This window comes from Microseira sp. BLCC-F43, from assembly GCF_041929235.1.
Taxonomy (GTDB): Bacteria; Cyanobacteriota; Cyanobacteriia; order Cyanobacteriales; family Aerosakkonemataceae; genus Microseira.
Genome location: NZ_JBHFNP010000285.1, coordinates 20,447 through 44,390, shown reverse-complemented (window position 1 = coordinate 44,390; position 23,944 = coordinate 20,447). Strand labels below are relative to the sequence as shown.

The window sequence follows — 23,944 nt, the reverse complement described above, 5'->3', positions numbered from 1 at the left end:
TCTGCCAGGGAATGCTATGTTTGAGGCTCTGCCTCTCTGTTTTAGGAGGATCTGCCTCCTGTTTGCGCCCCCAGGCGGAGCCTGGGGACGAGTCATTTAATCATCATCCTCGTCATTTTTGTCATCTTTTGCCTGATTTTCTTTGTCATCTTCCAGGCGATACAAAAACTCACAAGTGTCTCGGAGTAAGTTTAATTGACGACCAGCAAGACGAGCGCGATCGCTGGCAAAAGATTTCTCGAATACCTCCACAACAAAATACTTGGCAAAATCTAAAACCGCTTGTCTTTCTTCTTCCCGCTTGCCGATCGCCCAGCGTCCTTCAGCGGTAGAAGCGCGTACCCGATCCATCAGTTTAAAAACTTCAGCTGCTACCGCTGCTACTAAAGTTTCTCCTTGAAATACGCTCGACTCAGCTTTGAGGATAGTATCAGCCGCAATATCAATCGGTTTTAAGACGGCGTTGGATTTAGGATTATATCGTTTATTGGCTCGATAAAATCGCCGATATAATTGAGTCAATTTTTGAGGATGATTTAAACACGATTCTTCTCCCACAGTTAATTCCTCCAAATTAGGATCGTATTTTGCATAAGCGTCAAAACAGGGATAAAAGTGATAAGCATAAAGCTTAATTTTCTCGATGCGTGCTGTTTCAACTCCTTGGTTTCTTACCCAACGGTTGAGATAAGAAAATACGTACAGCGGACTGGTTTCAAAATCCTTGGCAAGTTCGGTAAGTTTTCCCCAATTCGCGTCATAACCGGATTTACCTTGTTTGGCGTTGACATCTAAATGAATCGCGTAGGCGGCGGTTAATACATTGAGGGGTGCAGGGTAGGATTTTTCGTTTTCTGTCCAGCCTTCTAAAATGTAGTCGAGGCGGAAGCGATCGCGTCTCACCAATCCTCGAAATGCTTGCGGCGCACTATCAAGAAAAACACTCTCTTCAAATTCTGCACCATCATTAAATGGTGGAATAGGCGACTCAGAAACAACTGTTTTAACATCCAGAATCATCGGAAAAGCAAACGCTAACCAACTCGGCATTACCCAAGATTCTGTATCGGTTCCATCTCTTCCAGGGGGAAGTGCCATAAAGTAAAATGTCAGGGGTTGGTCTTCAGGATAGGAAAGTTTAAAAGTGCGGTCTTTGCCAGATTCGATATTTTCATTAATTAAGAAAGCATCGACACTTTGGTAGCGTTCCCGTGCAAAATTAGCCTGTAAATCCTTGCTAATAAAATGATTTCGGATGCTGGTATCGAAGCGAGTTTGAGCAATCCCGCTATAAGCTTTCTGCAAAAACTTGTTAGTCTCAGGCGTAAAGTAATAAGTGGGATAAAAGTAGAGATAGCGATACTTGCCATCTTCAAATCGTTTACCGACTGCTTGAGTTTGGTTCATTAAAATTTGCCGCAACATCATTTCAATTCCCGCAATACTAGAAATATTGCGTTTGGCATTAGAACCCCCCAACATCTGTTTGTTAGTATAAACCTGGGGAGTAAATAATACCGCTGACTCCATCTGTTCGGTAACGGTGTAAGCTGAATGGGAAATTGAGCAGATTAATTGCCGTCCGCGTCCGGGTTTTTTAGCAGCATTATAGTTGGATAATTCATGCAAAAAGTTATCACTTTGAGTCGTCCGATTATGGGGTAACATGACAACTCGTTGCACCCAAAGTCTTAAATCATCCCAACCATCCGGTAATTGATACGGCGAAATAATCGGTTCTAGCAGATTTTTAAGATAAGTAATCAATGCTTGACAAATAGGACGCCAATCTTCAATTCCTGGATGATGTTCTAGGTACTTCGCTGCTAAATAATACCATTCGTAAGGTACTCCCCCTGTATTACCTTTTAAATTATTTTCTTTCAGGCTTTCGTTAATGCGCTGAATCGCTCGAATTTGAGGAATGCGATCCGCTAATCCCCAAAATTCGGCGATTTTATACACCAATTCTTCCGGGGTTAACTCGATGGCTGGAAACTCCGCACTATTTCGCTTCTTTTTCCGCTCGCTTTCTAGACTGGTGACTCGTTCTCCCCAAATTTTGCGGCTAACTAAGTCGCCAAATTCTGCTAGTTGGTCAATCCGGATATCATCTGCAAATTTTAAATCGAAATCAGCAGGTAGAACACCCTTTCGTTGAAACTCAATCAGATTCTCGCTGCGGCTTTTGGCGACAGAGTTTTTGTTGGCATTGAGAATGCGTAAAGTAGCATCTAAGGCTACCTCCATTAGCTCAAAGTCATCAAAAAATAAGTTATAATATTCGGCATACTTCATGCCTTTACCATCTCTGCCAAATCCTGTTTGTCTGAGGCGTAATTGTCCGGCGCAGAGAAATTTAATATTAGCAACCACTCGCTCTGGTAACTCTTCATAATTGATGGGTGGAGCGTTTTTGTCAGCTAAATAAATTACGCCAGTTGGTAGATAGAGCAACGGTTCGTAGTAAATGCAATCCTCTGTATTGAGACTGGTGTGAGCATCTACCAAGGCGTTATTAACAACATTGGTTAATACTCCTCGGTTTTCAGCAATTCGATGATAAGTGAAGGTTAATTTTCCGTCGCTGAGGTTATGAATTATCTCTTTGAGTCGGGGGTTTTCTGCATCCTGGGGATGTTTAACAATCGAGGCGAGGGAGTCAGCAAGACAGGTTAAATCGGAGAGACTGCGGAGCGTGCGATCGCGCAACGTTGGACTTAACCCAAATTCCGAAAAATTCCAGTTAGTATCCCACCGCCGTTGTGCATTATAAGCCATGCACAGCAAGTCATCCACATACTCGCGATAGCTAGTTGTATCGTCGGAATTAATAAAGCGATCGAGTCCCAATTGTTGAATTTTTTCATCAATTATTTGGCGATGTTGTTCTAGCGGTAATTTACGACAATTATCGGCAACATCGGGAAATTTTTCAAAATCGTGGAGAATAAACGCAGCGATAACTAACCGTCTTTCTCTTTCTCGCACAACTCGCTGAATAGTTGTATCCAGTTTTTCCAGACGCTTTTCAATTAAATTAGCTGGAAACAGTCCGTTAAGTAAGTGAGTATTTAAAGATTGATCCGCTGCGTTATCTCGCCGGACTTTAGCTTTACCTTCCGCTTCATTCTTTTGGTCAAGTTCATCAAAAAACTTCCCCCCTTTCGCCGTGACACCAATTGCTACGCAAAGTAAATTAGGCAAGACGTATTCGGCAAAATCACTCATTACCTGGTCGTCAGGATTTTGAGCTTGAATTGCTTCGCGTAAGAGTTTGAGTGTGAGTAATTCGCCTTCGGTTTCGATAGTGCGATCGCTAGCTTCAACACCAAAACCTAAATCCTCACCAGATAACCAGTCATCATCTGAATCGTCAAGTTCTTCAGAGTTCAAATTATCTATATCCTCAAAGACTGATAATTGTTTAGATTCTTGTTCAGATGCTTTCTTCTTTTTGACCATTTTTTACTCTCCTCTAGAATTGAGATATTCAGTGACTTGTTGGATATACAGGGGATATTTGTTTAATGCAATTTGAAGGCAACTAAACAGTTCTACATAGTTTACCTCTAAATATCTATGAACTAGAATGTTACGTAAACCTGCCGACTTTTCTAGATCGCGTGCAAGTTCAGGTGTAACGATACCGTATTGTCCAGCCTTGATAAAGGAGTCTTTATTAGAGACTGACTCAATATTTTTATCGCGATTCAGGATATGCTCATTGATATCAATCGCGGCTTGAGCAATTAATTCCATAATCCGCTCAGAAATTATTTTTTGATCGAAACTACTCAAATAATCTTCTAAGCTCATCGATCTAAAACGCCTTAATTCCCGCAGGTAATCTCCAATAAACTTCAGTCTGCTTAAAACAACTGTAGGCTCAATGCTCATGCTAAACCCCATTCTTTCAAAAATTCATCAATTTTATTGCGAAGGTCCCGTTCTATTTGCTTCAGTTCTGATTCACTCATTAAAGCGTTTTGTTTAAACTTGTCAAATTCTCCTGGTTCGCTCTCATAGATAAGTTTGCCATCACGAGCCACAAAATGAGCAATGAGTGACGAGCATCTATTTAACTCCACAACATCTATTTCGTCGCTGTTAATTTTAAAAACTTCCCCCAGTCCCTGAGGAACTTCAAACCAAGCCCAACCATTATCACCAATACAATCTTTACGCTTTTCTTCATCGTAGATTGCCGCAAAGTCCCAGTCACTTTTTGCATGGGTGTCACCTCTAGCGCGGGAACCAAATAGAACTAGCATTTTGAGATAAGGGATTTTCTCAGGTAGTTTTGGAGACAAGGCTTTTAAATCTGCCAAGGATAGTACTTTCATAGCGCTTTATATTTTTACGATCTGAATTATGTCAAGAAGGGGGCTTTTAAAATAACTGATTTTCAGCCCCCATAAAGTTTTATGCAGCTAGTTTCAAGACCTCAATAGGAATTGTGTATGAGGTCTGTGGAAACAAATCGAGTTCTAGCTGTTTGTACTCGACGCATGGTGAAACTGCCTCGATCTGTTCCTCCTCACCATCAGTGGCAGAAGCCTGCTCAGATGTATAAGCGCGCAGATCGAAGAGTTCCAACTGCACATAGTTGTCCATGTACTGGAACCTCCATTGATATTCTGTGTGAATGGAGGCTTGTTGCCTAACAAGAGTATGGGTTACGTCAGAAAGGGACACAAATGCCGTCCAACGGATCTCCGTCTCTTTACTCAAGCCCTGAAGCCGTCCTTGCTGTCGATAGTAACACATGTCTATACAGATAAGTATCGGAAGACGGAAAGATAGTTGATCTCTGGAGAACTTACCGCTAGGCCATCTATAATGAGTAGGCGCAGTGACAAAGCGTGCTTTAAAACCTATGGGCAGGCTCAAATCCCTATTAGGGATTGAAACTTCCGACACTTTTCTCAGGCGTTGACGCCTTCCTGCCCAAGCTTGCAAGCTGTAGAATACCCTTGAAAAAGGCTTGCAAGATTTCCAAATCCCTATTAGGGATTGAAACATCAAGCAATCCATAGTTCATCTCCTTGGCTTCTCAGCCAGTAGGCAAGCGTGTCTATTAACAATGCAGACTGACCGAAGGCTATAGAATAAGGTGCAGTTGCATCGTGAACGCTGTACTGGTCGCAAATTGGATAAACCTGAAAGTGCATCGGTAACCTTAGCCGCATTCGCACTTCTGCAACTTGACGCCGCAATACGTAACAAACCAAACCTTGCTTTTTCAGGCGTTTGTCAATTTCCCCTACCCAAGAATTATCCGGTTGCCAGATGCCAATTCCACTCAGCACTTGCACTTTCCAACTATCAGCAATTGGTTGCAAGTCGCCAGAATAAGTAAACTTCCAATTCAGGCGTTCTTCTCGGTAGGAACGCAATTTCATAAAGGCGAGACAGTATTCAAATCGACCTTTGGGGATAGGTTCTCCAATGCGGGAGGCGGTTTCTTTGAGCGATCGCATAAACGCCGCCTCTGTCATCACCTCAATTTCCAAATTGCTCAAAATCCCCGGTAAATCGTATGTTTTGAACCGTTCTGTCTCCTGAATTTCGCTTAGATCGTATAAACCACATTGCAAAGAACTAGAACCTCTAAAACTTGCTGCATCTTCCGCAATAGGATTTCCTGGCTTACCCGCAAGTTGCCGCCACTCTTTCGCCCATCCTTGAATATGACCCGCAACTGACTTTAAACTGGTATTAAACACCTGTTCGCAAGCTTGGCGAAACTTCTCTCTGCTTTCGGCATACTGTTGTTGAATCGTGCGATCGCCTAACTGATAAAACAGCCAAAATGATTGGACTGCACCCCAGCGACGATAATATCCCTCAAAATTGTTGATCCGGCGATAATTCTCAGTAATTGTATTGTGAAAAGTGGGGCGATCGCATATGCCATTGATTTGTAAAGCTGGCGAATCTCCCTGAAACAAGCGCTCAACTAAAAAGTTAGGTACAAGCGCATAAGCGGTAAAGGTTTCAAACCGAATTTCTTCGCCATCTCGTTCGTAACTGCCATGTCTGCCTAATCTTCCCAACCGCTGAATAAAGTTACCCGCATCGGAAGATTCAAACATGAGGAAATTGATTTTAAAGTCAACTCCAACATCAATCGTACTCGTACCTAAAACTAAATCAGCCGCCAAGGATAGCTCTTTTGCTGTTTTTCCCGATAACCCTGTATTTTCCCCAACTGTTAAATTATAAGGCTGCAAAAGTTCCTGAAAAAACGGCACGAGTCGCTTAACTGCTGCAATCGAGTTGAGGATAATTGCTCCTTTACTTCCCGGAAACTTCTGAAACTGTTCTAAAATTAAATTGCTGTTGTCTCGCAGCCAGGTTTCGGAAGCTTTAAATGAGGGTGACAAAGGAATAAAATTCAGGGAAATTGTGCGGGAGACTTGCCGCCATCCTGCGTTTTCTAACTGTTTTCCCTCCTCTGGCGTATCGGGAAATTTATATTTGTTTTCGGCGAGGGGATCGATCTGCTTGCAGCGAAATCCCGCTGTTTCCAATCGCTGAATTAACTCAAGATTGGGTGTGGCTGAAAGAAACAGAAATTTCTTGCGGCGATTTGTGCTTTTAATTAACAACATTGTGTTAATAACGCTGGCAATTTGGGGAGCCGCGAAAACGTGAAATTCATCAAAAATAAATAAGTCAAAATCTTTATCAATTCTCCCCCACAACTTATCTGGACTATCGCTGCGAGTTAGATACGCACCCCGATGCAGGTAGTGAAAAATATCGGGGTTTGTCAGGAAAGCTTCTGCTTGATTGGTACGAGTTGCGATCGCAGCTTGTTTCTTCAATCCCTCGTTTTCCGCATATATTTCTAACTCTGCTCCGGAAATTCGCACAATACGAGGATTATTCGCAGGTTTGAATTTTTCAATGTATCCTTTTATCTGCGTTTCTTGGTCGCGAGCCAGTTCGTTAGTCGGATAAAGAAAAATAGCATAACCCTCGCCTTGCAACACTTCCAGGCAAGCCGCCAAGCTTTTTCCGTCACCTGTCATGGCTGTATTAAATACAACATCAATTGTCGGGTCGCGCAAGGCTTCCAGTGTCGCCACTTGATGCCAGTAAAGCAACCAATTTTCTGGTAATTTCACGCCACTAGGAGTGGGGACGGTTTGGGAGTAAACGGGTTTAAGCGTAATTCTGTAATCGGACATATCCACAAAAACTGTCCGTAATTTGTTGTTGTTTCCTATGTTGACACGCAAAATAGAGATTGCCAAGAGATACCTGGATAAAATTGTCCGTATAAATATGAGTCGCAAAGGTCAGTCAATTACCCTGTCGGTGTCGGAAAGAGACAAAGCGCAACTAGAAGCGATCGCCCAAGAATTCGGCATGATGTGGGGCGATCGCCCGAACATCTCGAAGTTGGTAGAAGCGATCGCGCGCCGCCAACTCCTGATCGCCCCCAAGAACGATTGGTCGCCAGACCGCATCAGAGCGTTAAAACGGGCGATGGATGGCTTAATTGACTTGGGAGAAACCGAACAAGCCGAAATTTTGGCAAATTTGCTTCTAGAACGCGGCGAACTATCCTTGCCGTTACGCACAGAGATCGAAAGCTGTCTGGAAACGATACGATCGCATTGGCGCACAGAAATAGACCGCTACATCCTTCGCCAGCAACCCTTTCAGCTTACCTATCAAGATGCAGCAGGTCGCCTGTGGAATTTTACCGTCCGTCATGCCACAGTCCAATTACACGAAAAACGACAATATTTAGATTGTTGGTGCGAGGAGACAGAAGGAAACCAAGACATCGAAGAACTCAAGCACAACTGGAGTTTGCGCCTAGACCGCATTCCAGAAGAGGCTGCTATCAGTCCCGTCGCCGCGAAGTGGCGCTCAAATTTGGATGAGATAGAAGTTGAAATGCACCTATCTGGCGGCTTAGCTTTTGCTTATCGAGCCAAACCTGAAGATATTGTTAACAATTGGTTACCAGATCGGCAACGAATTCGGCAAGTAGTCAGGCGAGTATCTATCAGTTTCTGGTTTATTCGAGAAGTCATGCAGAATGCACCAGATATCCTGGTCGTGTCCCCCGATAGCTTGCGCGATCGCATCAAACAAAAACTCCTGACTCTCTGCCGTCACTACGACTGAGAGATTAGGGATTAATACTCACCGCAATCCAAAAAGGGGCTTTATATTTTAAAGCCCCGATAACTTTATGAAGGTTTATAATTCACCCTCATAAACTTTAGTTAAGAGAAACAAACCCAAACATATATTTGTTAAACCAATATGTGGAATTATCCCAGCTTATCCAAAGTTGATTAAAACTGGAAATAGTGCGGCGATCGCAGGATTCCTATCGCTGAATTATTGCTTATGATGACCAAACTAGAGAAATATTATAGAGTTCTTGAGCTTGAACCGGGCGCTTCCATAGAAGAAGTTAACCAAAGCTACAGAGACATGGTTTTTGTATGGCATCCGGATCGGTTTGTCAACCATCCTCGATTGCACCAAAAAGCCCACGCCAAAATACAAGAAATCAACGAAGCGCGCGATCGCTTGCAATTTGCGGTACAGAAAGCCCCAACCACAAAGGCTGCAACCAAATCCTCCTCTAGGGTATCCCCAGCTTCTCACTCTGGGTCAACCGTACAGCACTGCTATAAACAGAAAGTAAATCCAGTTTGGGAAAGCAACTATAAAACAGTAATGGATGAGCGCGTACACGTTAGCTATCCCAACAAAATTGATGCTTGTGGCTGGTTAGATTAGGGGAAAATTGCGTTAAGTTTAGTTTAGGGAATCGAGATCGCTCGCTATTCCTGCGGACGGTTGACGCGAATCAATTTACCAGTTAAACTTTCAAGAGCAGCGCTCGCGTCATTAATGCGGGTAGCCAGCCTTTGCAGATTGCGATCGATGGTCAGCTTGTTGCAGGTGCAGTCGCATAAAATCGCGACGATTTTGCGTCAAAACTGCTGTTTCATTACTAACAGCAAAAGCCAGCACTTCTGGATCGGAACCTCCAACATTTCCAGCTTGCTGAACAGTCATAACATCATGGCCTAAAGTCCGTAATAATTCCACAACTGGTAATGGAAATTGTTCATCGGCATAAAGCTTAGCCATAGATTATAGTTCAGATTCCATTGCTTCATCTTGCTCGCGGATTGCTGTTTCAATTTCCTCTGGATGCGCCTCAGCATAAGCCCAGACATTCACCAAATCGGCGGCACTAAGTTGCGGATAGGATTCAAAAAGTTCGGCATCGCTTGCACCTTGACGGCGCAAACTTACAAAAAGCCAAACAGGAAGGCGAGATCCGGCAATACAAGCATCACCACCCATCACACCGGGAGTTTTTGTAATTCCAGGCGAACCATTGCTTAAAGTTTTAGTCAGAATTTGTATTGCTTCAGCTTTTTCTACCGGATTTAAAGCGAGGAGTTGTTTTTCTAAATCTGTAGTGAGCATAGGTGTGCGTCCCTTGCGCGTGCCGGATGGCATATCGCATTTCAATTCAAATCATTTTATCTTGCTATTTACGCAAGTTGCTAGTTATAAACTTCGGCTGTGGTAATTGGTAATGGGTAATTGGTAATTGGATTCATTGGCAGCCTACTCTTGACAATTACCTATTACCCATTCAGAAACAAAGGTGATGCGTCGATTTCTCGCTGTCAACCCGATGATTTTTTAGAGAAACCGGGTTTCTTTGTCAAAGGATGTAACTAGCAACTTGAGATATTTTAGTCCCTTAGCGTAGGCGAAGCTTTGTCGTATATTAGCTTGCCGCAGACATCGCTATTCCTACGGACGGTTGACGCGAATCAACTTACCCGCTAAAGTTTCTTCACCAGCAGCTTATTAATGCGGGTAGCCAGCCTTTCAAAGTCGGGATCTTCCGTGCAGACAATGATGCCAGCATGGTCAGGTTGTAAAATGTGCAACCGCATGAAATCACGGCGATTGCGGGTCAAAACTGCTCTTTCATTACTCACAGCAAAAGCTAACACCTCCTCATCGGGAATTCGCAAATTTGCGTTACCTGCTTGTCTAGCTGTTAAAACATCATGACCAAAACTGCGTAGAAGTTCTACAACTGGCAGAGGAAAATTTTCGTCTGTATAAAGATTTGCCACTTTTCAGACTTCCTCATTTTCTCGAATTGCTTGTTCGATTTCATCTGGATGTGCGGCAGCATAAGCCCAGGCATTCACCAAATCAGCAGCAGTAAGATGGGGGAATGCCTCTAAAATACGAGCATCGCTCATACCCAGGCTACGATCTATTACCAGCGACCAAACAGGAATGCGAGTCCCGGCAATACAAGCATCACCACCACATACGCCCGGAGTCTTTTCAATCGCTTGCCAAGTATTGCTTAAACTTTGGACTAATAACTGTATTGCCTGGGCTTTTTCTGCCGGACTTAAAGCGAGAAGTTGTTTTTCTAAATCTGTACTTAGCATAGGTAGGCTGTTTACGCGATCGCATATTCTAAATAAAATTTTATCCTGGCTAAGCTTGCCTTGATGCACCAGGCGAGAGTATATGCGATCGCCACCTAAATGCCATAATAAAACAATAGAAAAACCAGACAATCGCTAGAGGTGAGATCGTGCGGCAAGTGCTTCTGTACACCGATGAAGATGGCTACTGGATAGCCGAATGCCCCAGCTTACCAGGTTGCAACAGCCAGGGAAAAACCAAACAAGAAGCTATTACCAACATCAAAGAAGCAATCGAATTATACATCGAAGTGCTGCAAGAAAAAGGCCAACCCATACCAGAAGACCGCTTTGACATGATATTGCTAGCTGTATGAGTAAATTACCCCGTATTTCTGGTAGAGAATGCGTCAAAGCCTTGGCAAAGGTTGGCTTTTATTTCCTGCGTCAGAAAGGAAGCCATATTTCTCTGTGTCGAGATGAACCCTTTGCCCAAGTCGTCGTACCAGATCATCAAGAACTTGCTAAAGGAACACTGCGAGCGATTATTCGAGATGCTGGACTTAGTGTTGACGAGTTTATCGAATTATTGTGAATTAACCAAAACAAAATAGCTTGCCCAGCAAAACAACCAGGCAAGCCATCTCTTTATTTCTTTCTCTCTTCTCTGCGCTCTCTGTGCCTCTGTGGTTCGTTAAAGCTGCTTCACCTCAGAAACCAACTTCGCCACCACATCCTTCGCACTACCAAACAGCATCATGGTTTTATCTTTGTAGAACAACTCATTATCTACACCAGCAAAACCCGTACTCATACCGCGCTTAATCACAATCGTATGCTTCGCCCGATCCACATCTAAAATCGGCATCCCATAAATCGGACTACTCGCATCGTGACGCGCCGCCGGATTGACCACATCATTCGCCCCAATCACCAGCGCCACATCCGTCTGTTCAAACAGCGGATTCACATCATCCATATCGTACAGTTGCGGATAAGGCACATTAGCTTCAGCCAGCAACACATTCATATGTCCCGGCATCCGTCCAGCAACCGGGTGAATCGCATACTTAACCTCAACACCCAACCGATCTAACTGATCCGCCAATTCTCGCACCGCGTGCTGTGCTTGCGCTACCGCCATCCCATAACCGGGAACGATCACCACCGATCTGGCATACCCTAACATCATCGCGCTTTCTTCAGGATCGATGCTGCGAACGACTTTTTCAATCTTAGATCCGCTACCAGCACTGGTTCCTCCACCCGTACCGAAGGCAGCAAACAGGACGTTTAATAGCGAACGGTTCATCGCCTTGCACATAATTTGAGTCAAGATGATACCCGATGCACCGACTAACGCCCCGGCGATGATCAGCATGTTATTCATCACGATAAAACCCGCGACTGCTGCTGCTATTCCCGAATAGGAGTTCAGCAGCGAAATTACCACAGGCATATCGCCCCCACCGATGGGGATGACAAACATCACGCCCAAAATTAACGAAAGTGCCACGAGGACGAGAAATACTTTCGGATCTTCTGGATAAACCAGCAAATAGCCACTTCCTGCCAAAAAGCCCAGGAATAAGAAAGCATTTACAGGTTGCTGTAACGGGAAAGTAATCGGCGCACCCGTCATCAATTCTTGCAACTTGGCAAACGCCACCAAACTACCCGTTAAGGTAATGCCGCCGATTAAAACACCCAGCAGCACGACAATATTAGAATCAACCGCCAAGCTTTCCGGAATATAAAGATAGCGCCAGAATTCTCCCATCGCCACCAGCATCGAGGCAGCGCCCCCGAAACCGTTGAGCAAACCTACCATTTGCGGCATGGCGGTCATTTCGACTTTCTGCGCCATCACCGTGCCGATGATGGAACCTAAAATAATTCCGACTGCGATCGTTTCGTAATTAACAACTTGTTGGTCCAGGAGGGTGGCAACAATAGCGATTAACATCCCGATGGCACCTAGCAAATTGCCTCGACGTGCCGTAGCAGGGGAACTCATCTGCTTCAAACCCAGGATGAATAGGGATGCAGCCACTAGATAACTGATTTGAATCGTTGACGGCAGAAAGTCGCTCATTAAACCTTAGCCTCCTTTTTCTTAAACATTTGCAGCATCCGATCTGTGACTAAGAAACCACCAACAACGTTAATCATTGCGAAGATAACTGCAATTAAACCGAAGATTTCGGTTAAATTCCATTCTTTGGGGCCAGCGATTAACAAAGCACCCACGATCGCAATCCCAGAAATTGCATTCGATCCAGACATCAAGGGCGTGTGTAGGGTGGGGGGGACTTTATTAATCACCTCAAATCCCACAAAAGACGCCAAAACAAACACAACTATTGCTGCTATTAATCCTTCTGCCATGTTTTTGATTTGGTAATTGCTAATTGCTAATTGCTAATTGCTAATTGCTAATTGTAAGAGGATTTAGCCTCGTTCCCCAGGCGGTCGCCTGGGAACGCCATTAGCCATTAGCCATTAGCCAATGAAAAATGACATTTACCCAGCATTTACCGTTAACTGAGCTAGGGCATCTTTAACCCGTTGGTTGCGAATTTCTCCCCCGTGGGTGATGCAGGTGTCGCCAATTATGTCATCCTCGAAGTTGAGCTGTAACCCACCATCTTTAATTAGGTATTGCAGTAACGTCAGGATGTTCTTGGCATACAACTGAGAAGCGTGGACGGGTACAGTTGCGGGTAAATTAATTGGACCGAGAATTGTTACCCCGTGGCGGACCACATCTTTACCCGGTTCGGTGCAGGCGCAGTTCCCGCCTTGATCTGCTGCGATATCGACGATTACAGATCCCGGCTTCATTTGGCTGACCATTTCCTCGGTTACCATGACGGGGGCTTTCTTACCGGGAACTTGGGCGGTAGTAATTACTACATCCGATGCCTTGATATGTTCGGCGAGGACTTGTTGGGCTTTTTGTTTGGCGGCGTCGGAAATTTCTTTAGCGTAGCCGCCTGCTGCTTGCGTTTCTTCGTCTAGTTTGACTTCGATAAACTTAGCGCCCAAACTTTGCACTTCTTCTTTAGCTACGGGGCGGATATCGTAGGCTTCTACAATAGCGCCCAAACGACGAGCAGTTGCGATCGCTTGCAATCCTGCAACTCCCGCCCCGATAATCAATACCTTCGCCGGGGCGATCGTTCCCGCCGCTGTCGTCAACATGGGGAAATATTTCGGTAACGCCGCCGCCGCCAGCAATACTGCTTTATATCCCGCTACCGACCTTTGGGAGGAAAGCGCATCCATGCTTTGCGCCCGCGTCGTGCGCGGGATCAGTTCCATGCCGAACGCGGTAACGCGACGGTGCGCCAAACGTTCTACTAACGCCGGATCTGCCAGGGGGTTGAGAAAGCTAATTAATCCGCCTTCTTCCCGCAACCAGTCGATTTCATGTTCTTTCGGCGGACTCACCTTTAACAGTACATCGGCTCCACTCCATAGCGTAGCCGCATCGGAAATAATTTTAGCTCCAGCACTTTCGTAAGCAGCATCGCTGAAAAATGCCCCAACGCCAGCACCCGCCTCGACCCACACTTCTAGACCCAGTTTTACCAATTTGGCAACCGTGTCCGGGATCAAGGCGACGCGGCGTTCGCCCATTTCAATTTCACGAGCAACCGCTAATTTCATCCAATCCTCCTTAAAACAAGACTCATCCCATACAGGCGGCAGTAAGACTAGCCGCTTTATCTGGGTTGCTTTTTCTTGCGGGCGCATTTTCCCCCTACAAGCTTTTAGGCAACCCGGCAATTGACTGCTTAAAAAGCTTTGCCTTTGCCGTTTTTCAGTAGCTAGATGCTACCTCTGGCAAGTCTCTACAACATTGGTGCAGGCAGCCTGGAGCTATTCTCATGATTCGGTTTGTTGATGTCGATGCAATAGTTCAAGGGTTTTCTCAAGTATAGAGTTACTTTTTTGATATCCTATGTCGATCCCCACCTTTGTATCTGTATCTTTAACTTCTCTTATTAATTCAGCGTTTTTCTTTTAACCTAGATGAAATTACCTATTGACTCTTTTTTAGCCCTTCACTTGTTCAAGTTTTTTTAAGCTTTTCTCGATTTTTCTATACATTTCTACATATTTTTTAACATCCCCGCTAAAATTAGGTAATAACTCACAAAAACTATAAAAACCAGGCTTCTAGCAGAAACCCGGTTTGAACTAATCGCAGCAATCCCCACCCTCTTACAGAGTGGGGAAGGACAGCGGTCAAAAAAGAGGTTTCTCTGGCCTATTTTTTGACAATTTCTTATCTTTTTAGTTAAGCGATATCGTTTACCACTTAGAGCGATCGCTCGGACTTAATGCAATTAATTCAATGCCGATTTTTGTGACAGCTATCTACTATCTTCTTTGCTTCAACCACCACAAGAAAGCAGCCAAGATCGTCGCCGCGATCAGAATCAGAGCAACAAGCCGAAAACTCATCTGCACGCCAAAAACCAACGCTTCAATCGGTACATTGGTGACATTGATCTTAGGTTGAGCTTGTGTGCGAGTCATAATCAGGAGCGAAAACAGAACGCCTGTGAGCGACAAACCCATTGTCTGACCCAAAGTCCGCGACAAAGACAACAACCCCGAAGCGATGCCTAACCGCTCAGACGGCACTAACCCCATCACGGCGCTTTGATTGGGTGATTGGAACATTCCCACTCCCAGTACAAAGGGTGCCATCCGCAGAATATAACCAGGGACGGTCAATTGGGCGTCAAAGGTGCTTAAGCTTAGGCATCCAAATACCGCCAATACCAACCCAATTAAGCTGATGATGCGTTCTCCAAATCGGTCAGACAAAGTGCCAGCAACAGGTGCCATCAACCCAGCTAAAATCGGTCCTTCCGCTAGCAACAACCCCGTCTCAAACGCAGGATACTGTTTAACCAACTCCAGGAAGAACGGTAGGATAAAAACCACACTCGCTGTAACGACATAGGTCATCAAACTCAGCAATAAGCCCAGGCTCAACTCTAGGGAGCGAAAAATTCCCAGGTCGAGCATCGGCTGTGGGTGGCGCGATTCTACTAATAAAAAACACCCTAAGCCGATAGCAGCGATCGCGAAGGCGTAAGGCTCTATCAATGAGCCAAAGCCTTCCGTCTGTACTAAAGTCATTCCCAATGCAAAGCAGGTCAAAGTGACGATCATTATCAGCGCCCCAAGCGCATCAAAGTCTTGTTTGACCTGACTGCTCCCACAAGCGGGATGCGGCATAAATCCCGGCGCGTTCTCTTTCTGACTTCCCATTCCAGAATTGTTGGGTTAGTTCCGGTTTCGCCGGTACGCGCTCGATCCAGCTAGTCACGAACACATTGTTAGAAGGTCGGTTAGTATTACACAGCAACGATACCGACCAGCGATATTTGCGTCCGCTTACCAATTCAGGTGCATCTTGGGGTAGTTGCACCTCCATGATGCCGCCTTTTTGCACCGGCATCCGCTGCACGAACAGCGGTTTTGTTACCCCCGGTTCTACCAGCGCAAATTCCACCGGCACCGATGTTTTATCCGACACATGCCAGAAAAAGGTGGGACGACCGGATATAGTCTGTCCGTTGTGGTCGTTGGGCACTAACAAAGTCACTGTCACGGGTTCAGATAAAGTACAGCCTCGCGAACCAGTTCCTTGGGTCGTTTTCGGCATTCCCCGGTTGGGCGGTTCGTAATCAAAATCCTCTGTTTGAGCAGTTTCTGCCCTTGCAGGAGATATAAAACCAACCTCGATTAAAGGATGCCTGAAATTTGGACTTAATCGGCTATCGATCGCCCCCATCAATGGCATCAACAGAATCGATATCGCTCCTGCTACCCCCCTAGCTTGGTGAGAAGTAATTCTCATCTCTCACATCTCCTTAAATTGTACAAATCGCCTATGTCACAGAAGATGTTGCACCCTTTAATACCTGGTTCCCGGCTGAATTTTAGCCTGTATTTATTTTTTAATATTTTCGCCTATCTACCACCTAATATATACGTAAATTTTTGCTGCTTAAATTTATTTAAGATTTTAAAAAAAATTATAACAACGGCCAAATCAATAGCGTAGATTATAGAAGAATTTGACCCGATTTTTCCGATTTTTCCGACTTTTCCGACCTTGCCGACCTTGCCGAATTTTCCGACCTTTACTACCTCATTTTATATCAACAGAACTGACGCTCACCCATCCGGGTTTCTAGGAAAAATCGTCGAGCAAGGAATCAGAGATATAGGTTCCGAAGTGCTTCAACAGTTGACAGTTGACAGTTGACAGTTGACAGTTGACAGTTACCCGCAAACACCAAAGTTTCACCTGAAAAATCGTAGATAAAACTCTAGATCGCAGAAGAAACAAAGGTGATAAGATCGGATTGCGAACTCAGGAAATTAATTTTTCCTTTCCCCCTAAAAGGGGGAGGCTAACAACCTATTTTTTTTTGGTAAGTCCCGCTCCAACTAAGTTTGTTGTGCGAGCAAAACTTGATAGATGGTTGTTAGCCGTTGGCGTCCTCTAATCTGGACGCTACCGATTTTATTGGTGGCAAAAAGTCCGTCAATATATTTATACGTTCGTTTATTGATCAATATCCGGCAAATAGCGCCATCAATTGATTTGTCGAAACTTTCTAACCGCGCCGCCAGGTTAACGCAATCTCCTATTGTCGTGTATTCCAGCCTGTGGACGCCGCCCAGACTGCCAGCTACCACAGTTCCGGTGGCGATACCGACGCGCATGGCAACGGTGGGGCGTCCCTGAGAAAGCCATCGTTGATTGAGGGATTCCAAAGCAGATGCCATTTCCAGGGCGCAACGAACTGCGGCTTTGGCATCGGTGGCGATCGCTTCCTCCGTCGTGCGGGGAATTGGTACGCCGAAAACCGCCATAATCGCATCGCCGATAAATTTATCTACCACGCCGCCATTGGCTAAAACAATTTCCGACATCGCCTCCATATATTCGTTTAGCCAGTCCATCAGTTCTTCAGGCTCCAGCTTGTTGGCAATGAGACTAAAATTTTTTAAGTCTGTAAACAGCACCGTTGCTGTCAGCTTTTGTCCTTTGAGGCGTCCTTGTTTGAGCAGAGTATCGCGATCGCGCCAGATGGCGTTGGCTATTTGGGGACTCACGTAACGCCCAAACAAAGTCATCGCCGTTTGTCGTTCTTGGCGCTCTTTTTGGGCTATGTAAGCTGCGATCGCCACAGCAGATGCCGCTAGACTGGCTATCGGTGCAACTACTGGTATCCACCAGCCGCCCAAAAACGCTGCATACGCACCGCCTACTAAAGTTCCACCAGCGGACGCCAAACTGCCAACAGTCCACCTCCAGTTGGGTAACTTCCAAGCTAAAGTTGCACCGATATAAGACCAAAGAAAAATCCACCCATACTCGAGGGGAGCGGGCCAAGTTTTAATTTTGGGACGCCCTTCGATAGCTGCACTGAGAATTTGGCTGAGAATATTCGCCTGAATTTCTATTCCCGCCATCTTTGTCCCCTCGTGGCTAAAACCGCCGCTGTAGGGGGTGTAAAAGAAGTCATTCAAGCTCGCAGCAGTCGAGCCGATCAAAACAATGCGTCCGCGAAAATCATCTTTTTTTATCCGGTTATGTAGCAGGTCAGTTAGCGAAATTTTGCTGAAACTGCCTTCCGGTTTCCGATAATTCAACAGCAATTGGTAGCCACCCGCATCTGCTGCGATATAATCGCCATCATTCGGTTCAAACGGTTCAAAAACAGCCTTTCCCAACTTCAGATCGCCGTTCTTTTCTGGCTTTGGGGTAATGCCTTCAGCTTTTAAATAAATCATCGCCAGTCTCAGCGCCAAACCGGATATACTTTTCCTACCCGGCGGGTTCAGAAATAGCACGCCGCGACGAATTTTGCCATCTCCATCTAAAATCACATCATTCGCCCCTACCTGCCCTCTTTGACTCAATACTGGCGGTGGAGCAATCCTATAGCCACGCATATCCCGCACAACTTTTTCAATGCCAATCAAATTCGGTGTAGATTCAAATACTTTTACTAGCTGTTCATAACCCGGTTCTACAGGTAAATTTCGGTACAAATCTCAGCCAATTGCTCTCGGCTGTTGGGATTTTATTTTTAGCAGCAATTCTGCTAGAGTTTGATCCGGAATAGGCCACTTACCAACTTGTTTGAGATCGGTTTCATCAATTGTGACTATTACAATCCGGGGGTCAGGCGCTTCTGCTGGACGCCAGATAAAAAATTGATCGAGAGCATCCCAAGATAAATACTGGAAAAAACCCGTCAAGCGCAGGACAGTCACCAATCCTGCTACAGTGGGAGCCGCGACCAACACAGGACGCCAATTCCTAATTTCCTGTCTCAGCTTGGGCAATATCATCTTTATTCGCGATCGCCTTGCCTGGAATATAAATGAAGGCTCAATACGGATCTTAAACACTTATACACCTCTTCGCCTTCAGTATCCGTGGATTTACGTATATCACTTGTGGACAAACGATGGGTAGAAACTCTGGTTAAACACTTAGTCATCAGTGAAAACTCGCGGGGGCGGGTTGAGATAAACTGTGCGCCGCGCCTACCGATCAATATCGATCGCGAGCGCTGTATTTCTATGGTACAAAGCACAACTGGCATCTAGCTAGGGACAGATTGCGATCGCTCTTTAGGTAGAAACCCGGTTTCTTGGCGTCACTGCTGCTAACGGCAGATAAAGTCTTCCGCTTGCATGAGACTTCGCATCTGCCTCCCACTCACCGAAAAACGAGCGGGAAGCCCCTGTTTTCAAACATGGGGATGAACGCGATTGGCGATTTTAATCGCAGTCAAGATCTGCAAATTTTCAATGCGTGATTTTTGATATAATAGTGTCACGGCTTTTGCCAGATAGTCAATGCCAAAACAAGTCTCAAGTAAAAAAACAAAAACCCTCTCGTTTGTAACCGAAATACCACTGGTAGTATCGGCTATAGACGAGGGGGTTTTGGTGTCTAAGTTTGAGGCAGGTAGGCAGCTTTACAACGCCTGCCTTGGTGAGGCGATGAGGCGATTAAGATTGGTCAAGCAATCAAAACTCTATCAATCAGCGAGAAAAATTAAATCCAACAAAAAGGAAAGGCTCCAAAGTTTTGCTGCTGCCAACGCCGCTTACGGGTACGACCAATACAGCTTGCACGCTTTCGCTACCATCATCAGACGCTCATGGATAGGCTTTCACATAGACTCAAACACAGCACAGAAACTGGCAACCCGTGCATTTAATGCATCCCAAAAAGTCGCTTTTGGTATCGCCAAAAAAGTTAGGTTCAAAGGCAAAAATCAGCTAGACTCCTTAGAAGGAAAGGTTAATACAACCGGGATTAGATGGCATACTGAACAGTTGGTGTGGGGTAAGCTTAAACTTCAACCCTATCTCAAAAACAACGATCCGGTAATCCTTCATGGGTTAGCCAGTCGAATTAAATATGTCAGACTGGTGCGCCGACGCTTTAACAACAAGACTCGTTATTATGCTCAATTAGTTTGTGAAGGTAAGCCATTTACCAAGCCCAAAAACCAGATAGGATTCGGTGTGGTTGGCTTAGACATAGGGCCATCAACAATAGCGATTGTGGGAGAAAGTGCTGCAAAACTTGACTCGTTTGCTCCTGAGCTAAATTCTGTCTCCAAACAGATACGGCAATTGCAGCGAAAGATGGAAAGGTCGAAAAGAGCAAATAATCCAAATAACTACAATCCTGATTTTGTTGATGCCAAAGGTAAAAGGAAAAAAGGAACCGTTAAAAAAGGTTGCCAGAAATGGAACGAGTCTAAAACTTATCATTCAACCAGGAGAGCCAAGGCGAATCTGGAAAGAAAGTTGGCAGCGCACCGTAAATCGTTACATGGGAGATTGGCTCATGAAATCCTAAGAGTAGGAAACACAATCAAACTAGAAAAGCTTTCTTATAAAGCTTTCCAAAAACTATTTGGAAAGTCTGTCGGGAAACGTGCGCCAGGAGAATTTGTATCTCGCTTAAAACGCTTGGCTGAAAGTGCTGGCGTGACAGCGATCGAATTTTCCACATTTAAAACCAAACTGTCTCAAACTTGCCATCAGTGTAGACGAGTAAAAAAGAAAAGTCTTTCAACTAGAATCCACAAATGTGAGTGTGGTGTACTCTGTCAGAGAGACTTGTATTCTGCTTTTTTGGCAAGATTTGTAGAGAATGACCTGATCCAAGTAGACTTGGCAAATGTTGCAAAGTCGGGTGCCCAAGCGTTCCTGATGGCGGCTTGGAGACAGGCGACAGAAGAAAATAACTTGCGATTAGGGGGACAAGTTCCTTCTTCCTTTGGGAAACCTCCAGAGTCAGAGCGAGTCGCCACAAAAGTTCTAATTCCTGATACTGAGATCTTGGATGCTGTACCTAGCAATAGGGAGAGCCAAGACGAGGTTGAAAGCGAATTGGAACCCCCGTCCCTTTAGGGCTGGGGTGGCTTCAGCAGCATTGTCTCTCCATCTGCCGTAATTGCAATACCCTGCGCCTCTTCAATAGCGACTGGTGACTGGGGAGAGGGCGCTTTAACTGCTGGACTCGCCCCAAAACCCCTCCTCTGCTCAAGAGTTCCAATGCCCTGCACTTGTGCTACAGCATACCTAGTAGGGAGGGGATCGTCAGGCGTGCTGGGTAAGTCGCCGTTGCCAGTAACGGTAAAGCTATTTCCGGCACGGTTACGGGCGATACAACTGGTAGCTAAGACAGCATCGGTGTTGGCAAAATTATTATCTTGTGGTGCGATCGCATTCTCGACTTGGTTAGTTGTGGTTCTGATTTCCACCTTGCCGCTTAAGGCGGGAGTCCCCCCGGTGGCGGTAATGTCGCTCAAGGGAGTTTGGCGAGAGCGAAATTCAATCTTGAAAATGCCTCTGGCGCTGATAGTCACTCGCCCCCCTTCACCTTGTAGCGCATTGGCGGTGATATCGCTATTTTCTAGCGCCGCTAAAGTCCCTGTATCAATTTCAATCTTGCCCCCATCGGTGTTACCCGCGTCGGTGGTGATGCTGCTACCTCTGCGTAATTGTAAGGTTTGCGATCGCACGCGAATATTCCCCCCGGCACCGGAGACAGTCGCCCCATTCAAACTGCCGTTGTCAAGAAGGATCGAGTCGGCAACAACTGCCAAGGTTCCCGCATCCCCGGAACCAAAACTCCGCACATCCAAGGTTGCCCCATCCCGCACCACCAACGATCTCCCATTGACGGTTAAATTTCCCCCTACTCCGGCATCGATCTGCGGCAGGACGTCAGCGCGTCCCGATGAGGTGATTAAAGTGGTGGGATTGTTCCTTGGCGATCGCCCGCTCAATTCTACCGAGTCCGCATTTACAGTTAAGTCGCCTCCCCTACCAGAAGACAAAGTAGCACTGGAAATAATCGCCCCGTCTGTTACTACTAGGCGAGGGGTGGAAAGGGTTAAGTTTCCCGCATTAAATCTCGTGAATGTGGTCGTACCAGGACCGCTGGCGATTAAATTATCCGGTGAAACACCAGAGATCTCCATCGACTCGCTAGCTTCGATCGAGATATCCCCCCCAGCGCCGCCTGTAGGGATGAAAAATGTCTCTCTCAAAAGTCCGCCGCTATTGGTAACGACTAAAGCGCCATCCCGATTAATAAACCGTCTGGTGCGAATCTCGATTTTGCCTCCCTCTCCCGTACCGAAAAGCGTGTTATTCAAGATACCAGTAGGTAGGATAGCTCCTGGTAGGGTGCGGCTGACTTCTACAGACTCGGAAGCATTGATGGTCACATTTCCCCCGCGTCCGTTTCCGTAGGTGGCACTGGATAAAACGCTGCCATCCAAAATAGAAACTTGACTCGCGTCGATGTTGAGATTACCTGCTGCACCGCTTGTTCCCAAGGCAGAATAGCTGATGACAGCAGAACCAAAAGCTTCTACAGCACCAGCGGCGCGGATATTAATATTTCCCCCCATCGCCCCACCAAAGGTAGGGTTAAAGATAAATGCCCCATTCTGGAGCGTCAGCGAGCCAGTTTGGAGATCAATATTACCCCCTGTTGCTGTTTTTGCTAGCCCTGCCGTTCCTGCAAACAAACCAGTTACGCGATCGCTTGCACTTAATTGTCCGATAAAAGAGCGGACAAAAACGATCTCTTCGAGTTGGTCAAATCCAGTACCGATTAACGTCACTGAATTAGGCGAAACCACCCGTAAATTGCCCCCCGCCCCCGTGCCAAACGCCGTTGTAGATAAAAAAGCCGTCCCCTGTAACAGAAATTGCCCTGCTTCCACGGTTAAATTCCCACCCGCCCCGCTACCAATCGTATCGCTTGATAAACGGGTAAAATTGGCAGGATTATTACCGCTAACTTCTACCAATTCGGCACCGCGAACCGTTAAATTTCCTCCGGGTTGCGACCCTTGAGTAATAGTTAATACTTGAGAACCATCGCGTATTGATACGCGCCGTCCTTGGATTTGGATATCGCCGCCGCCAACGCCACTGGCATCTACAATTGTCTGTTGGGAAAGTTGGATATCTTGAAAACCATCAATGCCTTCATATGCCAAACTGAAATTATTGCGCTCAGGAATCAGGCGAACCAAGCTATTAGAACCCACACCGCCTAGCTCAATTCTGCCAGTAGGTGCAGTTAAGTTACCCCCTTCCAGCAGCACATTCCCGCCAATTAACCCCAAGGTTTGACCTTCCCGAACTTGAAGGCCAACAATTTGACCGTTCCCATTGGTATATCTGGATCTATTAATAATATTTCCCGGTGTTTGTCCGTATTGCAAGCCAACGGGAACGTTAACCGTCAAAAGCGGGGGAGTATTGGGATTATTAGCGCTGAACAAACTACCATCGGCAAATCGAATGCTACTAGCAGTACTGCCGATAAACGAACCGCCGATATTGACTTGAGCATTCGGGCCAAAAATAATTCCATTGGGATTGATTAGGAATAAATTCGCCGTGCCGTTGGCTTTGATAATGCCATCAATATTATAAATTGAACTGCCAGTAACGCGAGTAAAAATATTTGGCACATCCAGCCCATTATTAAACAAAGCCGTCCCACCAGTAGGAAGAGAAAATTCGCGAAAGCTGTGAAATAAATTCCCACCATTATTATTACCGCCGTTGATAATACTAGTATTTCCATCAGGCGTAACAATTGAATTAACGGGTAAAGTCGCATCTGGAATAATTTGCGCTTTGACTCTAATTACGCTCAAACCAAGCAAAACAAAACTGCCTGCAATCGAGAATAGGTAGCCAACTTGTTTAATACGTAATTCGGTTCGATTACCTTCTTTAATTTTACAGACCGCGCAGGCGGTCTTTGTTTGTGTAGCCCCACCCTTCAGGGTGAGGGATGGAGGTGATGCAAGCGGATTTGGTATCATAAATAAATCCAGCCGAATTAAACGTTATCCCGGTAGATATTTTGTTGCCACCCC

19 protein-coding genes and 3 pseudogenes are annotated in these 23,944 nt (G+C 45.6%); 5 read left to right on the top strand and 17 right to left on the bottom strand.

Going from position 1 to position 23,944, the window contains the following annotated elements:
* Nucleotides 1-96: 96 nt before the first annotated feature.
* The 5 genes from cas10d to cas3 form a co-directional block, all read right to left on the bottom strand.
* The gene (cas10d, locus tag ACE1CM_RS38540; protein WP_374884217.1) at nucleotides 97-3,465 is read right to left on the bottom strand and encodes a type I-D CRISPR-associated protein Cas10d/Csc3; all 3,369 of its coding nucleotides are present in this window, start codon (nucleotides 3,463-3,465) and stop codon (nucleotides 97-99) included.
* A gap of 3 nt (nucleotides 3,466-3,468) precedes the next feature.
* On the bottom strand, nucleotides 3,469-3,900 hold the full coding sequence (locus ACE1CM_RS38535; protein ID WP_374884216.1) for a DUF86 domain-containing protein: 432 nt from the start codon (nucleotides 3,898-3,900) through the stop codon (nucleotides 3,469-3,471).
* On the bottom strand, nucleotides 3,897-4,346 hold the full coding sequence (locus ACE1CM_RS38530) for a nucleotidyltransferase domain-containing protein (protein WP_374884215.1): 450 nt from the start codon (nucleotides 4,344-4,346) through the stop codon (nucleotides 3,897-3,899). The genes ACE1CM_RS38535 and ACE1CM_RS38530 overlap by 4 nt, the downstream gene beginning before the upstream one ends.
* 79 nt (nucleotides 4,347-4,425) lie before the next feature.
* Complete coding sequence (locus tag ACE1CM_RS38525; protein WP_374884214.1) at nucleotides 4,426-4,617, bottom strand: hypothetical protein; 192 nt, start codon at nucleotides 4,615-4,617, stop codon at nucleotides 4,426-4,428.
* 407 nt (nucleotides 4,618-5,024) lie between these two features.
* Nucleotides 5,025-7,199, bottom strand: coding sequence for a type I-D CRISPR-associated helicase Cas3' (cas3, locus tag ACE1CM_RS38520; RefSeq protein WP_374884228.1), 2,175 nt, complete (start codon nucleotides 7,197-7,199; stop codon nucleotides 5,025-5,027).
* Between the two features lie 37 nt (nucleotides 7,200-7,236).
* Between cas3 and ACE1CM_RS38515 the strand changes: the two genes are divergently transcribed.
* Nucleotides 7,237-8,151, top strand: coding sequence for a WYL domain-containing protein (locus ACE1CM_RS38515; RefSeq protein ID WP_374884213.1), 915 nt, complete (start codon nucleotides 7,237-7,239; stop codon nucleotides 8,149-8,151).
* A 228-nt stretch (nucleotides 8,152-8,379) separates the two neighbouring features.
* Nucleotides 8,380-8,778, top strand: a complete 399-nt coding sequence (locus ACE1CM_RS38510) for a J domain-containing protein (protein WP_374884212.1) — start codon at nucleotides 8,380-8,382, stop codon at nucleotides 8,776-8,778.
* 44 nt (nucleotides 8,779-8,822) lie between these two features.
* On the opposite strand, the pseudogene ACE1CM_RS38505 reads toward ACE1CM_RS38510, so the two are convergent.
* The 4 genes and pseudogenes from ACE1CM_RS38505 to ACE1CM_RS38490 form a co-directional block, all read right to left on the bottom strand.
* Nucleotides 8,823-9,135, bottom strand: a pseudogene (locus ACE1CM_RS38505) (DUF5615 family PIN-like protein).
* Nucleotides 9,136-9,138: 3 nt separating this feature from the next.
* On the bottom strand, nucleotides 9,139-9,480 hold the full coding sequence (locus tag ACE1CM_RS38500; protein ID WP_374884211.1) for a DUF433 domain-containing protein: 342 nt from the start codon (nucleotides 9,478-9,480) through the stop codon (nucleotides 9,139-9,141).
* A gap of 336 nt (nucleotides 9,481-9,816) precedes the next feature.
* Nucleotides 9,817-10,148: pseudogene (locus tag ACE1CM_RS38495) on the bottom strand (DUF5615 family PIN-like protein).
* 3 nt (nucleotides 10,149-10,151) lie between these two features.
* On the bottom strand, nucleotides 10,152-10,478 hold the full coding sequence (locus ACE1CM_RS38490) for a DUF433 domain-containing protein (RefSeq protein WP_374884227.1): 327 nt from the start codon (nucleotides 10,476-10,478) through the stop codon (nucleotides 10,152-10,154).
* Between the two features lie 149 nt (nucleotides 10,479-10,627).
* Here ACE1CM_RS38490 and ACE1CM_RS38485 point away from each other — a divergent pair, with 149 nt between their 5' ends.
* The gene (locus tag ACE1CM_RS38485; RefSeq protein ID WP_374884210.1) at nucleotides 10,628-10,834 is read left to right on the top strand and encodes a type II toxin-antitoxin system HicB family antitoxin; all 207 of its coding nucleotides are present in this window, start codon (nucleotides 10,628-10,630) and stop codon (nucleotides 10,832-10,834) included.
* The gene (locus ACE1CM_RS38480) at nucleotides 10,831-11,052 is read left to right on the top strand and encodes a type II toxin-antitoxin system HicA family toxin (protein ID WP_374884209.1); all 222 of its coding nucleotides are present in this window, start codon (nucleotides 10,831-10,833) and stop codon (nucleotides 11,050-11,052) included. Before ACE1CM_RS38485 ends, ACE1CM_RS38480 begins: the two co-directional genes overlap by 4 nt.
* A 99-nt stretch (nucleotides 11,053-11,151) precedes the next feature.
* Here the strand turns inward: ACE1CM_RS38480 and ACE1CM_RS38475 are convergent, their stop codons facing one another.
* The 7 genes and pseudogenes from ACE1CM_RS38475 to ACE1CM_RS38445 all read right to left on the bottom strand — a co-directional run.
* Complete coding sequence (locus ACE1CM_RS38475; RefSeq protein ID WP_374884208.1) at nucleotides 11,152-12,552, bottom strand: NAD(P)(+) transhydrogenase (Re/Si-specific) subunit beta; 1,401 nt, start codon at nucleotides 12,550-12,552, stop codon at nucleotides 11,152-11,154.
* A complete protein-coding gene (locus tag ACE1CM_RS38470; protein ID WP_374884207.1) occupies nucleotides 12,552-12,845 on the bottom strand; it encodes an NAD(P) transhydrogenase subunit alpha in 294 nt (97 codons plus the stop codon). Before ACE1CM_RS38470 ends, ACE1CM_RS38475 begins: the two co-directional genes overlap by 1 nt.
* A 135-nt stretch (nucleotides 12,846-12,980) precedes the next feature.
* The gene (locus ACE1CM_RS38465; RefSeq protein WP_374884206.1) at nucleotides 12,981-14,129 is read right to left on the bottom strand and encodes a Re/Si-specific NAD(P)(+) transhydrogenase subunit alpha; all 1,149 of its coding nucleotides are present in this window, start codon (nucleotides 14,127-14,129) and stop codon (nucleotides 12,981-12,983) included.
* Between the two features lie 717 nt (nucleotides 14,130-14,846).
* On the bottom strand, nucleotides 14,847-15,749 hold the full coding sequence (locus ACE1CM_RS38460; RefSeq protein WP_374884205.1) for an MFS transporter: 903 nt from the start codon (nucleotides 15,747-15,749) through the stop codon (nucleotides 14,847-14,849).
* Nucleotides 15,670-16,341 carry a DUF928 domain-containing protein gene (locus ACE1CM_RS38455; RefSeq protein ID WP_374884204.1) on the bottom strand — a complete coding sequence of 224 codons (672 nt, stop codon included), beginning with the start codon at nucleotides 16,339-16,341 and terminating at the stop codon, nucleotides 15,670-15,672. The genes ACE1CM_RS38460 and ACE1CM_RS38455 overlap by 80 nt, the downstream gene beginning before the upstream one ends.
* A gap of 596 nt (nucleotides 16,342-16,937) precedes the next feature.
* Nucleotides 16,938-17,630, bottom strand: a complete 693-nt coding sequence (locus ACE1CM_RS38450; RefSeq protein WP_374884226.1) for an adenylate/guanylate cyclase domain-containing protein — start codon at nucleotides 17,628-17,630, stop codon at nucleotides 16,938-16,940.
* Between the two features lie 216 nt (nucleotides 17,631-17,846).
* Nucleotides 17,847-18,854 (bottom strand): annotated as a pseudogene (locus ACE1CM_RS38445) (CHASE2 domain-containing protein); the annotation flags it as partial.
* A 513-nt stretch (nucleotides 18,855-19,367) separates the two neighbouring features.
* On the opposite strand from ACE1CM_RS38445, the gene ACE1CM_RS38440 reads away from it, so the two are divergent.
* Nucleotides 19,368-20,942, top strand: coding sequence for a zinc ribbon domain-containing protein (locus ACE1CM_RS38440; RefSeq protein ID WP_374884203.1), 1,575 nt, complete (start codon nucleotides 19,368-19,370; stop codon nucleotides 20,940-20,942).
* On the opposite strand, the gene ACE1CM_RS38435 is transcribed toward ACE1CM_RS38440, so the two are convergent.
* On the bottom strand, nucleotides 20,939-23,890 hold the full coding sequence (locus tag ACE1CM_RS38435) for a filamentous hemagglutinin N-terminal domain-containing protein (RefSeq protein ID WP_374884202.1): 2,952 nt from the start codon (nucleotides 23,888-23,890) through the stop codon (nucleotides 20,939-20,941). The genes ACE1CM_RS38440 and ACE1CM_RS38435 overlap by 4 nt on opposite strands.
* Nucleotides 23,891-23,944: the final 54 nt, after the last annotated feature.